The organism is Photobacterium arenosum (assembly GCF_014841115.1).
In the GTDB taxonomy this organism is placed as follows: Bacteria; Pseudomonadota; Gammaproteobacteria; order Enterobacterales; family Vibrionaceae; genus Photobacterium; species Photobacterium arenosum.
In genome coordinates, this window is the sequence record NZ_JACYTP010000010.1 from 62,758 (window position 1) to 77,593 (window position 14,836).

General features: G+C 45.7%; 13 protein-coding genes and 1 tRNA gene. 5 read left to right on the forward strand and 9 right to left on the reverse strand.

From position 1 onward, the window contains the following. Positions 1-47: 47 nt before the first annotated feature. On the forward strand, positions 48-251 hold the full coding sequence (locus IFO68_RS15165; protein WP_027252139.1) for a helix-turn-helix domain-containing protein: 204 nt from the start codon (positions 48-50) through the stop codon (positions 249-251). A gap of 60 nt (positions 252-311) precedes the next feature. Here the strand turns inward: IFO68_RS15165 and IFO68_RS15170 are convergent, their stop codons facing one another. Beyond that, on the reverse strand, positions 312-617 hold the full coding sequence (locus IFO68_RS15170; RefSeq protein ID WP_192016694.1) for a hypothetical protein: 306 nt from the start codon (positions 615-617) through the stop codon (positions 312-314). Between the two features lie 553 nt (positions 618-1,170). Here IFO68_RS15170 and IFO68_RS15175 point away from each other — a divergent pair. From IFO68_RS15175 to IFO68_RS15185, 3 genes are all read left to right on the forward strand, one after another. Continuing rightward, positions 1,171-1,247 (forward strand) — tRNA-Pro (locus tag IFO68_RS15175). A gap of 744 nt (positions 1,248-1,991) precedes the next feature. Beyond that, a complete protein-coding gene (locus tag IFO68_RS15180) occupies positions 1,992-3,473 on the forward strand; it encodes an alanine/glycine:cation symporter family protein (RefSeq protein WP_192016695.1) in 1,482 nt (493 codons plus the stop codon). A gap of 514 nt (positions 3,474-3,987) precedes the next feature. After that, complete coding sequence (locus tag IFO68_RS15185; RefSeq protein WP_192016696.1) at positions 3,988-6,522, forward strand: glycosyl hydrolase family 18 protein; 2,535 nt, start codon at positions 3,988-3,990, stop codon at positions 6,520-6,522. A 218-nt stretch (positions 6,523-6,740) separates the two neighbouring features. Here IFO68_RS15185 and IFO68_RS15190 read toward each other — a convergent pair whose 3' ends face one another. Further along, complete coding sequence (locus IFO68_RS15190; RefSeq protein ID WP_192016697.1) at positions 6,741-7,226, reverse strand: MAPEG family protein; 486 nt, start codon at positions 7,224-7,226, stop codon at positions 6,741-6,743. Between the two features lie 331 nt (positions 7,227-7,557). Here IFO68_RS15190 and IFO68_RS15195 point away from each other — a divergent pair, with 331 nt between their 5' ends. After that, positions 7,558-8,250, forward strand: coding sequence for an alpha/beta hydrolase (locus tag IFO68_RS15195; protein ID WP_192016698.1), 693 nt, complete (start codon positions 7,558-7,560; stop codon positions 8,248-8,250). Between the two features lie 341 nt (positions 8,251-8,591). Here the strand turns inward: IFO68_RS15195 and IFO68_RS15200 are convergent, their stop codons facing one another. From IFO68_RS15200 to IFO68_RS15230, 7 genes are all read right to left on the reverse strand, one after another. Beyond that, entirely contained in the window at positions 8,592-10,214 is a 1,623-nt protein-coding gene (locus IFO68_RS15200) for a peptide ABC transporter substrate-binding protein (protein ID WP_225445262.1), read from the reverse strand. Positions 10,215-10,383: 169 nt separating this feature from the next. Then, positions 10,384-10,719 carry a hypothetical protein gene (locus IFO68_RS15205; protein ID WP_046221276.1) on the reverse strand — a complete coding sequence of 112 codons (336 nt, stop codon included), beginning with the start codon at positions 10,717-10,719 and terminating at the stop codon, positions 10,384-10,386. Positions 10,720-10,846: 127 nt separating this feature from the next. Then, positions 10,847-11,458 (reverse strand): HAD family hydrolase, encoded by a 612-nt coding sequence (locus IFO68_RS15210; protein WP_192016799.1) that lies wholly within the window; start codon positions 11,456-11,458, stop codon positions 10,847-10,849. Between the two features lie 89 nt (positions 11,459-11,547). Continuing rightward, positions 11,548-12,348, reverse strand: coding sequence for a transporter substrate-binding domain-containing protein (locus IFO68_RS15215; protein WP_192016700.1), 801 nt, complete (start codon positions 12,346-12,348; stop codon positions 11,548-11,550). A gap of 280 nt (positions 12,349-12,628) precedes the next feature. Continuing rightward, positions 12,629-13,339, reverse strand: a complete 711-nt coding sequence (locus IFO68_RS15220; RefSeq protein WP_192016701.1) for a helix-turn-helix transcriptional regulator — start codon at positions 13,337-13,339, stop codon at positions 12,629-12,631. Between the two features lie 474 nt (positions 13,340-13,813). Further along, complete coding sequence (locus tag IFO68_RS15225; RefSeq protein WP_192016702.1) at positions 13,814-14,224, reverse strand: ester cyclase; 411 nt, start codon at positions 14,222-14,224, stop codon at positions 13,814-13,816. Between the two features lie 232 nt (positions 14,225-14,456). Further along, the gene (locus IFO68_RS15230) at positions 14,457-14,822 is read right to left on the reverse strand and encodes a hypothetical protein (protein WP_192016703.1); all 366 of its coding nucleotides are present in this window, start codon (positions 14,820-14,822) and stop codon (positions 14,457-14,459) included. Between the last annotated feature and the right edge of the window lie 14 nt (positions 14,823-14,836).

A 14,836-nucleotide genomic window follows, 5' to 3' on the forward strand; every position in this document is an offset into this window, starting at 1 on the left:
CATACCCAGCAGGCCTATAAAGGAATAACAAGCGAGTAGTTTTGGCTATGACACGTGAACAATTTAAAGTAATCTCAGAGCGAATTTTCAAATCCCAAAATCAACGTACTGCTGTTGAGGCTGTCGTCTTCGAAGGTTTATCAAGCTATGAAGCCGAGAAACGATATGGCGTACCGAAAGGGACTCTCTCACGGAATGTTCGCAAATATAAAAATGAAGTCGACTACATCACAACAGTCACTGAAGCATAATAAAAAAGGAGAGTATGACTCTCCTTTTTTATTATAAGTAGCAATCAGATAGACGTTAGGTTATTCCTCAGTCTGAGAGTCCATCAACTCTTCAGGGTGAACACCGTCTTTTTCCATCAACGCCAGAATCTCAATCATTCTTACCTGACGAGCTTCTTCTTTAAATTCGTTCAATACTGCTATCAAATCATTTATTTTCTGTAGCGGAATTCGCTTAATGACAGCACGCTGTCTGCCCGGTACTTCGTCGGCAAAGTCAATCAGTGCCTGACGATAGTCAGCTCTGGTCTCTTGCAGATGTTTCCCGTTTTCAACATTCTTTAGCATCGCACTTAGTGCTTTTTCCGCATCCGAAAAGTTAGCCATGAATTACCTCTAAACACTATTCTTATAAAGAGCACTTTCTTGCCATCGACTAACAGATTCATGACACTTGTTGTGCTATTTGAAATAGAGCAAAATTAATAAAATTAAACCAAGATCCCAAGATATCTCATAAGACCCGTATTCTGCCGAAAAACTAACGCTATGACTTCTGCTGCGCGTATGTGAGAAGAGTAGTACGCTCACTTAATTATAATAGAGAACTCTAACGAGGGTGTAAGAGTAGCAGCAGTAATTAAATAATACTCTCAGTCTTCGTTATTGTGAACATAATTTTTGTGTCCTTGACAATTCTCTGACCAAAAAATGATTTTAGCGATCTCGGACTGGGATTCTCAACTGCCGCTACAGCACGTTTATTTTAGTGAATTTGCCAGATACCTGTGCGCTGTTGCACCAACACAAATACCCTTTCACCCTCAGAATCAGCCAGCAGCTAATCAATCGATGAAATAATAGCCTGTTTCTCAGCAATTTAGCTTTGCCAAAAGCAGTCAGTATTGGTAATATGCTCGTCAGTTAGCAAGCCTTTTGGCGGACATTAGCGCAGTTTGGTAGCGCACTACTCTGGGGGAGTAGGGGTCGCTGGTTCAAATCCAGTATGTCCGACCAAAAGGCTTTTTTGTTTCATTCTTCTCATCTTCTTTATTTGTTTCCCCTCGAATTTTTTTCAAAACTTTTTTTAGCAACAGTTGCTTCAGTCTATCATTGGCTCGATTCCCCAAGGAGCATGATATGGAACAGGCACCATATTGCAAAGAATGCGGACAACACGAAGAGTTCATTGTCATCGATGAACATCTGTTCGTTTGCATATGTGGCTACCAATTCAGCTGTATCTCAATCAGCGTGAAGAAAAGCACTATGACGTCTCCCTCCCCCTCTCCACCTTTCGATTATCAAGTCCATTAAACAGACGGCACCATCAGTGAAAACGACGGCCCTCAATCAGGTAAAAGCACGATCTCAATCGCAACATCACAGTGTTATAATTTGAAGAATAGCGTTAAATTTAGTTTAAAATTCCGTTAACAACAAATTAATCCTACTTTGGTTTTTCGCTTACAGCACAGACAACAAATACTCAATAAGCAACTGTTTTTAGTATATAAAAAATTAATTTCAACGTAATAAATCTCATGTAACGTCGTATAAATCCATTAAAAACGTGATCTATATCCTGAGCCATTTGCGGGATTTTGTGCTACCTTCTCGCACGAAAATTAAGTCACTATTACACATTCGGGAACATCTCTTCATCTCGCTGCATAAGCCAGTGAGCTGAATCATTCCCTTCATTTAGGACAATGCTTGTTGTCCTGCTTCTTAGTCAATATGACATCACAGGATCATTCTATGGATGCAACGATTAACAATTGGCTCGCCATTCTCAACGAAAAATTAATGCTCATCATTGGCGACATTAACGGACTGCTATGGGGCCACCTTCTTGTATATCTGCTGGTTGCTGTAGGTATCTATTTTACTTTTCGCCTCGGGTTCATTCAGATTCGACAGTTTCGTCATGCCATCGGCGTCTTGAAAAAAGGCAAAGATGTAGAATCTGGTATTAGCTCTTATCAGGTATTTTGCACTTCAATGGCAGCACGTGTGGGTACCGGTAATATGGCTGGTGTCGCAGTCGCACTGACAGTCGGCGGACCCGGTGCCATTTTCTGGATGTGGGTGATGGCCCTGCTGGGAATGGCGACCGCTTTTGTGGAATCCACACTTGCTCAAGTCTATAAAGTAAAAGATGTAGACGGGCAATACCGCGGCGGCCCAGCCTATTACATGGAGCAGGGACTTGGTGCCCGCTGGATGGGCACACTGTTCTCAGTCTGTCTGATTATTGCTTTCGGACTAGTCTTCAATGCCGTTCAGGCAAACACCATTACCGCTGCCCTCAACCATTCTTTTGAGATCGACCGTAAGTATGTAGGGCTGGTTATTGTGGCGTGTTCTGCCTTCTTCATCATGGGCGGATTAAAATCTATCGCGCAAGCTTCTGCTCGTATCGTGCCGGTTATGGCGGTTGGATATCTGGCTATCGCCTGTCTGATTGTCATCATGAACATGTCTGAACTGCCTGCCGCAATCTCGCTGATTGTTAAAAGTGCTTTCGGCTGGCAGGAAGCCGCAGCCGGCGGCGTGGCGTATACTATTGCGCAGGCAATGCAAAGTGGTATCGCTCGTGGCCTGTTCTCAAATGAAGCGGGTATGGGCTCAGCGGCCAATGTTGCGGCCAGCGCAACACCTAACCCTAACCACCCTGCATCGCAAGGCTTTGTACAGATGCTCGGGGTGTTTGCTGACACCATTGTCATTTGTACTGCCTCAGCCGCGATGATCATGCTGTCAGGTGTGATGGATCAGCCTGATGCTGCTTCTGGTATCGGTCTGCTGCAACAAGCACTGACGAACGAGCTGGGAAGCTGGACAACCTACTTTATGGCAGCCGCTATCATTCTGTTCTGCTTTACTTCCATTATTGCTAATTACAGTTACGCAGAAACAAATATCATGTTCCTGAACGGCAATACGAAGAAAGGCTTGTTCACATTCAGAATCATTGTGCTGGCTATGGTGTTGTTTGGCTCAATTGCCTCACTGCCTGTCGTATGGAACATGGCCGATGCTTCTATGGGCATGATGGCGCTGATCAACATTGCTGCACTGGTGCTGTTGTCTAATCTGGCTATCAAGGTGATCAAAGATTACGAAGTACAAGTGAAAAACGGGCAAGTGCCAACATTTGACCGCCGTAAGTTCCCAGAACTTAGCAAGCTAGACGGTGCCTGGCATCCTAAGTCTGATACGGCTAAAGAATCACGCTAAATCAGCAAGATAAAAACAATACAAACAAGCCAGTATCCTTCTGGCTTGTTTTCTTTTAACTGGTACATATTTCCTTGTTTAGACGTTCCTGATTAATAAGAGCGTTGCAAGTCCACATGTCACACTGAAACGTTTTCCTCATAAATTTCTCATAAGCACGTAAACTCCTCAGCCACATCGCCGTTCCTTCTTTATCAAAAAATTCATATCTCATTGATTATTAATGAGTATTGTTTGTATAGCAAACCTCACTCATAACCATCTTATTGCAGTAAACTTATTTTTATACATTTATAAAGTCAGTCGAAACCAAGGGTTTTTCGTTTACAAATCATTATCACGTGCTAATTGCAGTTAAATACCCACCACAAATGCAAAAAAGATCACATTAATTAACATTTTTATCATTTATTTAACTTTCTTGCTTTGAGAAAAAAAGAAACTGTTCTATTTATTAGCTATGACCGGCATGTCATTTGCTCTTATTGATTATTTCGACTCAAGGAAGAAAGCAATGCTATTAAACAAGTTTAACTTGGTTGCACTCTCCGTTGCCGCTGCGACTATGTCCTGCAGTGTGCTCGCCGCACCGGGTACCCCTCAACTTGCATGGATGGAAACAGACTATGCCATCGTTGAAGTTGATCAGGCTGCAACCGCCTACAAAGATCTTGTCACAGTAAAAAATGCAGCAGATGTGCCAGTAGCCTGGCAACGTTATTCCGGCGAAACGGCTGACCACTGGAAAGTAAAGCTCAATGGCAACGTGGCATTTGAGGAAAATATTAACCCGGCATCCAGTGGTGCTGGCTCTACGACCTTGTCCATCACTCAGGGTGGTCAATATGCGTTAACCGTCGAATTATGCAGTGGCTCTGGCGCTGAAGAAGCGTGTAGCAGCAGCCCTGCAACCAACATAGTGGTGGCAGATACAGACGGCAGCCATCTCGATCCACTCCCCATGAATGTCGATCCGAACAACGGCACCTACTCTACCCCTGCTGATACTGTTATTGGTGCCTACTTTGTTGAGTGGGGCGTCTTTGGCCGTAAATTCACCGTCGACAAGATCCCAGCCCAAAGCCTGACACACATCCTTTACGGCTTCATCCCTGTTTGTGGTCCGAATGAATCACTGGGCGAGATTGAGAGCGGCAATAGTTTAGCGGCACTTAGTCGCGCTTGTGCCGGCACAGCTGATTTTGAAGTCGCGATTCACGATCCCTGGGCTGCTGTCCAAATGCCACAACCACAGTCTGGCCATACCTACAGCACCCCTTACAAAGGAAACTACGGCCAGTTGATGGCACTAAAACAACGCTACCCGGATTTAAAGGTCATCCCTTCGATTGGTGGCTGGACGCTGTCTGATCCTTTCTTCTCGTTTACCGATAAATCCAAACGTGATGTCTTTGTTGCCAGTGTGAAGAAGTTTCTGCAAACCTGGAAATTCTTTGATGGTGTCGACATTGACTGGGAGTTCCCAGGCGGAAAAGGTGCGAATACCACTCTGGGTGATCCGGTTAACGATGGCCCGGCATACGTAGCGCTGATGCGTGAACTGCGCACCATGCTGGATGGGCTGGAAGCCGAGACAGGTCGTCAGTTCGAACTGACTTCTGCAATTGGTGTTGGTTACGACAAGATTGATGTCGTTAACTACGCTGAGGCATCTCAGTACATGGACTACATCTTCAACATGAGTTACGACTTCTACGGCGGTTGGAGCAACGTAACAGGTCACCAGACAGCGCTGAACTGTGGCAGCCATCTGACAGCGGATCAATGTAACGGCACAGGTGTTGATGAAAACGGTGAGCCTCGCCAAGGTCCAGCTTACACCACTGCACATGGCGTCGAGCGTCTTCTTGCTCAGGGTGTACCTGCCAACAAACTGGTTGTGGGTGCAGCCATGTACGGTCGCGGCTGGACGGGTGTGACCCAAGCCAGCATGACAGATCCAAGCAACCCGATGACAGGTGTGGGTAATGGTGCTGTCGCCGGTTCCTGGGAAGCAGGTGTGATCGACTATAAAGATGTCGTTACCCGTTATGAAAATAAAGCTGGCGTCGTACTGGGTTATGACGAACAGGCGGAAGCACCATGGGCTTATGATCCGAGTAACGGCGATTTAGTCACCTACGACAGCCCACGCTCTATTATGGCCAAAGGTCAGTATGTGCGTGATCTGGGACTTGCCGGTCTGTTCGCATGGGAAATTGATGCTGACAATGGTGACATCCTGAATGCGATGCAAGAATCCCTGGCTGGCGCACCGGCAGGAAACCGTGCACCTGTTGCACGTGCAGGTTCTGATCAGCAAGTGAATACTGCAGCCACTGTGACTCTGAACGGTTCTTCATCAACAGACAGCGATGGTCAGATTGCCGGCTATCAGTGGGTACAGACCAGTGGACCGGCATTGACACTGAACGGTGCGAATACGGCTTCCGCAACCATTTCAGTGCCAGATGTCACGGTTGATACTCAATATGTCTTTACTCTGACTGTTACGGATAATGAAGGGGCGACAGCCACCGACAGCATCACAGTGACTGCGAAAGCGCCTGGTGCACAAAACACCGCGCCGGTTGCATCACTGACCGGCCCAGTTACAGCCAATGCAGATGATGTGATCACCCTGGATGCGTCACAGTCCACTGATGCCGATGGCGATACCCTGACGTACGACTGGACTGTACCTGCAGGTGTGAATGCCGTTATTAATGGTTCAAGCCTGAGCTTTACGGCCGGTAGCTACACGACTGATACAGCATTGTCTTTCAGTGTCAGTGTTTCTGACGGAACGGCTAGCGATGCGGCCTCTCTGACAGTGACCATTGCAAAAGACGAAAGCGGAACCGGTGGTGAGGGTGATTTCCCAGCCTATGTGGAAGGCACTGCGTACCAGGCCGGTGATCAAGTTTCCAACGGCGGCGTGAACTTTGAATGTAAACCATACCCTTATTCTGGTTGGTGTTCAGGTGCAGCCTGGGCCTATGAACCTGGAGTGGGCGTATACTGGCAGGATGCATGGACTCAGCTTTAATGGTTCATTACCGTGCTTAAAAAAGCATTAATCATTAAACTGCCCATCTGAAAAAGGCCACTCGTTCTCTTGCGAGTGGCCTTTTCATTTGAGTGACACACTGGGTTTCTTAGCTGACTGTAAGCTAGGAAACAGAGATCAAGCATGTCACAGCCTGCAAATAAATGGCCAGACGAAATACCATTTCATCTTTTACGAATGTTAGCGAACCCACACCTTTACTGCGCTGAGGTGAACAATCGGACAAGTGTATAGATCACCATTGCGATCACCGCCACTGAACTGACAGTCCATATCGTGGCCCGGACATCGTGTAACTGAGCCGTTGCATAGGCTATAAAATGTGCCGCTCGAGCCAGAACATACGCCCATATTAACACTTGAGCAAGCAGCAGCGGCGGATCCATTAACACGAATAGCAATCCGGCGATAAGAAACGCGGGTATACTTTCCAAATCATTCAGGTTCATACGCCGCGAGCGATCAACGTACTCATTCAGCGCCAATTGACCAGTTACCGGGGTCGGATTCAGCGGGCTTTTCTTCGCATCTTCCGGGCTACGAAAACCAGCACGCACTTTCATCATTCGGTAAACCGTCATCCACGGCTGCAGCAAGAGCTTCAGCAACATCAGTGACGCCGCAAGCACATAGGTAAAGAAAACTGGATTCTCCAAACTCAAAATGACACTTTCACTTGCCATACGCTTTTTCCTCCTGCCATAGGCAACAGCGTGATGCACAGCTGAATCATTTAGTTCTTTAGAATCGTAGCTGATGCTGCATCATACTGCCGTTCACCCGCACCGCACCTCAGGTATACCCCCATCGGGTGGGGTACCGGGAGGACAGCTTTTCCCACCGCATAGCCCTCTTTTGTCGCTGTGAGCGATTATGGCGACTTTCCATCCGGTCTACTAGAATCTTACGAAATATGCGCTTTAAGTATGCATTAACCGTATCAACGAGAAGGCTTATTTTATAGAGAATCGGCCTGTGTAGTGGCCTCATAAAATAGCCGCGGAGGCCGTTCTAATGTCTAGCAAGTTAAACATTCTTTTGGTTCATGGAGCCTGGGGGGATGCATCTCATTGGCGCCATGTTATCCCTGCTTTACACAACAAAGGGTATAATGTTCGTGCTGTGCAAAACCCACTCACTTCACTTCCTAATGATATCGAACGTACAAGTCATCTGGCTGCTTCGTTAGAAGGGCCAGTGCTGATGGTTGGCCACTCTTATGGAGGGATGGTTATTACTGGTGCGGGAAATGCGACTAATGTTGTCGGCTTAGTTTACATTGCGGCATTTGCGCCTAATGAAGGAGAAAACCCTGGTGGTTTATTTGGGCTGAGGGAGCCACCTCCCGGGGCTGCCATCATTCGCCCTGACGAGCAAGGTTTTTTGTGGTTAGATCCGAATCATTTTCATGAGAATTTCTGTCCAGACGTGGATGAAACAGAAGCGCTCGTTATGGCACTAAGTCAAAAACCAATTGCAGCTCGCTGTTTTGAAGATAAATCTGGCTCTCCTGCCTGGAAAGTTAAACCTAGCTGGTACCAGGTTTCAGCGCAGGATCGAATGATCCCACCAGAAACAGAGAAATGGTTTGCAGAACGGATTCAAGCGAAGAAAACGATCACTTTACAAGCTGGGCATGCCCCTATGGCTTCTCATCCAAATGACATAATCGAATTAATTGATGAAGCGGCACGCCAAGTTAGTTAATGTCATTATCATGCGACACCAGGCATAGTGGTCTTTTTAATTACACCGGTAAAAGTTGGTATGCACAAAAACACTGAATACTGTGATTTCAGTGTTTTTGTTTTTCAGTACCTGATTAAAACTGATCCATTACATGATCTTAAAGGGGCGATGTTGGCCATTTTTCACTTAAGACGGATCTACCCGACACAGTCGATTTTTGCAAATCTCTGGGTAACTGGAAATTCGGTTTAAACACACACTATCGTTTTGGTCACGAATTGCTGCCTGGTCAATATGGAGCAGGTTTATGATGAACGGCCTTTCATCGAAAAAAGCCTGTAAAAAACAGGCTTTTCTGGTCATTTAGCTACAAAATACAGGTCCTTAGCGTAAATATTGCCCTTCGGATTATTGTCCGGAAACCCTTTCAGATGACTTTTTACCAGCCGTGTGTGGTTGTAATGGTAAATTGGCATGACAGGCGAATATTGATCGAGAATATGTTCTGCCTCGCGGTAAATACCATATCGTTTTGGCTCATCCGTAATATCAGCGGCCTGCTTAAGCAACGCATCAAATTCCTTGTTACAGAACCCGGTTTCGTTACTGACATGCCCGCAAGTGAAGCTGCTGAGAACAGAGGAGGGTTCTGCATAATCACCAAATGCATACGAGCGCGCAACGGCATAATCACCCGCCGCTTTTGCCGCCAGGTAAGCATTCCATTCCATGTTTTCCAGCTTTACGCTCACATCCAGAGACTTCCACATAGAGGCAATCGCCAGTGCCAGCTTTTTATGATTTTCACTGGTGTTGTAGGTCAGAGTGACATTCAACGGATGGCTCTTGCTGTAACCCGCCTTCGCCAGCAGCACTTTCGCTTCACCAATGCGCTCGTCATGAGCCTGAGACTTAAATGCCGGGGTGAAATTCTGATAGTTTGGAATGATATCCGGCACGACAGAGAAAGCCTCTGGCTCGCCCTGCCCCGTCACTTTTTGCACCAACACATCGCGGTCTATCGCCATACTCAGCGCACGGCGTACGTCAGCATTATCAAATGGAGGCTGCTGGGTATTAAAGGCATACACATAAGAGCCCAATAAGCGCAGAGATTTAATCTCTTCCGGGCTGTCCTTCAGCAATTTCTGATAATACTCAAGCTGAACACGGTTCGTCATATGCACTTCACCAGCCTGGTAGCGCATCAGCTCTGCGCTTTGTGACGACAACGCCAAATAGGTCACATTGTTAATGACCGTGGATGCATCATCCCTGTAATGCTGGTTACGTGTTACTTCGACCCTTTCGTTCGGCACCCATTCTTTCAGAACATAGGCACCATTTGAGACAAAATGATCGGCACGAGTCCATAAATCACCGTGTTGACTCACCACATGAGCCGGTACAGGAAAGAAGGTTTTGATGCTCATCAGGCTAAGGAAATATGGCGTCGGGCGGCTTAATGTCACCTGAAGCTGATGCAGGTTGAGCGCTTTCACTCCCAGCTCGGATGCCGGTTTTTCACCATTCAGTATTTCCTGGGCATGGGTAATGTTGGCGGTGACCAAATTGAATCCGGTATTGTTGCCTGTCGATTTATCAACCGCCCGACGCCACGCAAACACAAAATCCATGGCGGTCAATGGCTGACCATCAGACCATTTCAGGCCCTTACGCAAATTAAAAGTGTAGGTTTTTCCGTCGTCTGACACAGCCCAGCTTTCAGCCTGCCCAGCTATGATTTCGCCCTGCAGATTTTCAATCAGCAGCCCTTCGAACAAGTCATTCACGATGACATCGCCCGGGCTGCCTGAACCAACAAACCCAGGATCTAATGTACTCGGCTCTGCGCCATTGGCTCGTACCAAGTGCTGCTCTTTGGCTAGAACAATCCCTTCAGGCACATTGGCGGCAATGGAATGTAGTGAAAATACGGAAATGGCCAGCCCGATGCTGGCAGTGATAAATTTCTGATTCAATGCGAAATCCTTTTGTGGCATTACTATCTGGAACGAAATCCATACTAACAAGGAAATCAGTAAACGCTATGAGCAGCGTCAAGAAGACAAACTCAGTAACAATTTATGGAAAGACCCGCAGCGTATGCGGGTCTTGAATTAACGATTTGGGCAAATAAAAGAAAATCCGTTACTTGGGAATGTTGAAGTTTTTATCATTCATGCAGGTGAACGTATAAAAATCTGAGCGCTCATTAAAATGGCTGAATCCTCGTCCATGGCAATATGCACCGTTAATCTCATTCATAACTGTCAGCGTCTGCTGATTATTGACAGAAAAATAGCTGTCGTTTTCACACACTACGCGGATTTTTCCGTCATCACTCTGAGAAAACGCTTTCACTTTTGCACCGCATAAGGAATAGCTGACATCGACGAAATCATTGGCACGCTCATCGATTGATGCACTGCATCCTGCTAAAGCCAGACCAGATAATCCCACTACTAATGTTGTTAAGGCTTTCACAATCACCTCCTTACTTAATATTATATTTTGATTGTAGTGCGACCAGCATAAAAACGCATTAAAATCCTGCCACTAAATAAAAAATAAATCACATAGAATCATAAATTTAGTCAATCCTAATGTAGCGCTATCGCACTGGCGTTGCAGAGGTGAACTCTGCGATTACTCCATCGACAACAAGAAAACAGTCCATCCCTGCAGCTAATGCCGCCCGCCGTCCTAAATCGGTATCTTCAAAAACCACACACTGATGAGGTGCCAGCCCAATACGGTTAGCCGCTTCAAGGAAAGTATCGGGGTGAGGTTTATGGTTTAGGACATCGTCGGCAGTGACTAAGGCATCAAGTAAAGGCAAAATGTCGGTTATGGTCAGCAAGTTTTCTGCATTAACTTTGCGGCATCCGGTACCGACGGCCACTTTCTTTTGGTCTCGATACTGCAATAAAAGATTAACAGTGGCCGGAATGGTCTCTCCCTTTTGTTCCAGCGCTTCAAAAAAGCGCCATTTGGTATCAGCCACTTCCTGGATATCATGATCCGTCTGATATTTTTCATTCATCATTTGCGCGGTTTTGATTGTGGGTGATCCACCCAGACTCATAAGCCACTGCGGATCAAAGGGAATGTTGAACTGCTCGCAGGCATAGCGCCAGGCTGTTATATGGGCTGGCATTGAGTCTATCAGCGTGCCGTCCATGTCGAAAATTAATCCCTGATACCGTGACAAATCCATATCCACCTCCAAATCAGTACGTTTCACCATAGTGACGCAAGTGGTCAGTACAAATCCAGAGTGGATAACTTATATTCCGACACGGCTCAGACTGCTTACTCAATATCCATGACGGCCAGTCCCCATTTTTCGGCTATCCGGTCAAAAAATCCCTGCGTTTTCTTTAATTCTATCCATTGGTTAATAAAATTAATCCAGACTTGATCATCTCTTGGCATCAACATCGCTAAAGGTGTCGCCCGTCGCATCCCCTGAACGTTGGGAATGGTCAACTGTGGAAATCGGCTGATTAGCATTGCAGCCTCTATATTGGACGTCACAATGACATTGGCACGGTTTGCCAGTAACTCCTGATAAGATTTTCCGCTCTCTATGACCTGCTGCCTGGCCCTGGGAAAGAATTCTTTTACCATGGTTTCCTCAACAGCTCCCCGACGGGAAGCCACCGTTACCGATGAAGAGTTAAAATCGGCCCAATAGCGAAAGCGATTCTGGTTCGTTTTCTGCGTCACCGGCACAAACGCAAGGTAATAATAAGGCTGGCTGTAGCCGACTACCTTTGCCCGACTGATATTGAGCGCCGCACTGCCGGTCAAGTCGTATTTTTCCGTAACAATTCCGCTGACCAAGGCTTTCCAGTCCGTGGCCACGTATTCAACAGTCACACCGAGATCCTTGGCCAGCTCAGTCGTTATATCAATGTCGTATCCCTTGTAGAAATTTGTCGCAGGATCCCTCATGGTCATTGGCCCCCAGTCGCCGGTAGTTCCAACCCGGAGCACTCCCCTGTCCATGACTTTCTGTAATCGGCTCGATGCCGCATGAACCTGGCTGACACACACCAGAAACAGTGCTAAAGACAGCAGCAGCAACCTAAAAGATAAGGTGAATCGCATCGGACACCTCCGGAAACAACAGAACACGCTTACTCAGCATTGAAATAAAGATAGCAGTGTCTGTGTGATCATTTTCATCTGAGGACAGAATAATTGTGTGTCAAAATTGAAAGTTTCTGTATTTTTTTGTGATTAACCAACAATGCCAATACGTTGTCTTATTTATGAGAAATTGTACGTAAAAAAACTGCATTGTTTCGCAATGCAGTAAACACAATGAAGGAATTCATACAGAAGTGTTTATATTTTTAGACACACTAATAAACACGCCAATAACAGGTTAATTGTGATTTAAGTTATGCTTCCTCATTCTGAATTCACCCGGTGAGCATCCCATGTGCTTTTTAAAAACACGGGAGAAATAAGACACATCCTTGAAGCCTGAAGAATTAGCGATCTGAGAAATTTTCTCGCGATCAGAGCTTAATAATCCACACGCCAGATCCAGCCGTTTCTTTATGATGTACTGTTTCAGCGTGACGCCCATAATGCTATGGAATAAACGAGAGAAATAGGTCGGTGAGTAATGGCAAGCACTCGCCAGTTCTTCCTCGCGCAGTGGAGAGCTCAGGTTTTCATCAATAATTTTCAGTGCTGGCCGGATTGAAAGCTCACGACTTTCGAAACCAGGCTCAGATTCATTTTCAATATTATGTGTATGCAGTCTGCTAAAACACTCCTCCAGCTCTTGCCTGCTGGCATTGGCAGCCAGCACATCTTCCCCACCGGCTCTTAATACATTAAGTGCCAGACTCCCATCCAGGTTATGGTATACGACAACAACCTTTGCGGCTGGGAAACGATTTTTCACTGCACGCAGCAGCTCAAATCCTTCCGATGTCGAATCAATCACTTCAAGAAAAATCAGCTCTTGCCCCGTCATTGATGACAATAACTCGTAAGGAGAAATCTCAATGACCTTGTGCGAAAGCTTCAAATTTTCTTTCGCTTCAACCTGCTTGTCATGATGACTGCTGCTAACCCAAATCACATATTCACCTTAAACTGCTAGTGTCATATTCCCATGCCCTTATGATCAAGTGCATGGATGGCGGTTGACACTCCTTGTCGATGAATAAAAATGTACTGATAAGAATTCGTATGAATATCAGGGCAAAAATGTATTTACTTATAATAATTAACGATCAATAAACTAAATAAATCCAGCCATCCATATTTGTTTCAAATATAAGCAACAATGAATAAAAACTCTGCTACCTATAAGACTTCAATAAGTTGAACAAGTTCCAATGGCGATTTTGTGTGGTTTATTATTACTTAGGATTATATAGGTGCATTTTTTATCACAAAGAAATCTAACTTTTTGACATTCCATCTTTGTCGCAAAAAAAGTCTCTATGACAAAAATGTCTGACATAAAGGTGTATAAACATGGCCTTTTGACATCTAAAATACTGTTATTTCAGCCGTATGTTCTTCACTTTTATAGTATGAGCGACATCAATTACTTCACGGTACCCGATAACTGTTTATAGAGCTCAAAGCTACTATCTTCCAGCCAGCACTCAACGATCAAGCCATCTTCTAGCCGGAACTGGATCATACCTGTCATTTGTATCGTCTGTTTTTTACCCGGTAAATTGAACCACCCGCCATGATATTGAGCCTGGCAGCGATATCTGACCACTGTCAGTGGCGGCTGGCTAATGACATCTGAGATCGAGAAAGCGACAGACTTAAATTTTTGCCGCCATAACAACAGATATGAAAGGTAGCTTTCATGAGACAGTGGGTGCCGGCGACCGCCCGGCAAGTGAAAAACAAAAGGATCAGAGACATACTCAGCGAGTCTGGAGCTACTCGCATTGGCCCAGATATCCAGGAACCAGGCATCAATCCAATCCTCCCTTGCCATGACAGATCTCACCTCACTACTTCAGACACAAACAACCCCTGATACAAGAAAACAAGCCCATCTTCATTGCAAAGATGCAGCAACATTAACTTAACGCCAATTTATCCCAGGCCCTCATCAAATCCTATACCGGAATGTGAAACAAACAAATAACTTCGCTCAATGTCAAATTTATCAATTGCCTTGTATCTTATGAGTAATCATGAATATCTGATATGCCATTTCTTGCGTTCTACTTGGTATTAACCAGGCTAGTGTTTGTTGTCGTGGTATCGGCCGCATCGGATACAAATGGTTCGGCCTGCTTGAGATAGAAGCGAGCTTGCTCGTTGTTCCCAACCAGATAATAGTTATGCGCGATTGCGCCCAGCAACTCAATCAGGGCTGTTTTATCATGATATTTACTGGCCTGCCGCAACATAGACTGGAAAATCACTATGCTTGTTTCTGGCGTATTCGACGCCATGATTTGGGATAAATCAGGCCTTATCGTTTGTAGGGGCGTTGCGCAGAACGTATTGCTGCTGACTGCAAGCACAGTGCCGGAACCACATATCATAGACACAATAAACGCAAACTGACGGATGAAAGACATCATAACCACTTGGCTCC

Bases quoted from the DNA above. Each gene is read 5' to 3' on its own strand.
- IFO68_RS15170 (WP_192016694.1), bottom strand. From the start codon at position 617: ATGGCTAACTTTTCGGATGCGGAAAAAGCACTAAGTGCGATGCTAAAG.
- IFO68_RS15185 (WP_192016696.1), top strand. From the start codon at position 3,988: ATGCTATTAAACAAGTTTAACTTGGTTGCACTCTCCGTTGCCGCTGCG.
- IFO68_RS15215 (WP_192016700.1), bottom strand. From the start codon at position 12,348: ATGCGATTCACCTTATCTTTTAGGTTGCTGCTGCTGTCTTTAGCACTG.
- IFO68_RS15180 (WP_192016695.1), top strand. From the start codon at position 1,992: ATGGATGCAACGATTAACAATTGGCTCGCCATTCTCAACGAAAAATTA.
- IFO68_RS15165 (WP_027252139.1), top strand. From the start codon at position 48: ATGACACGTGAACAATTTAAAGTAATCTCAGAGCGAATTTTCAAATCC.
- IFO68_RS15195 (WP_192016698.1), top strand. From the start codon at position 7,558: ATGTCTAGCAAGTTAAACATTCTTTTGGTTCATGGAGCCTGGGGGGAT.
- IFO68_RS15225 (WP_192016702.1), bottom strand. From the start codon at position 14,224: ATGGCAAGGGAGGATTGGATTGATGCCTGGTTCCTGGATATCTGGGCC.
- IFO68_RS15190 (WP_192016697.1), bottom strand. From the start codon at position 7,226: ATGGCAAGTGAAAGTGTCATTTTGAGTTTGGAGAATCCAGTTTTCTTT.
- IFO68_RS15230 (WP_192016703.1), bottom strand. From the start codon at position 14,822: ATGATGTCTTTCATCCGTCAGTTTGCGTTTATTGTGTCTATGATATGT.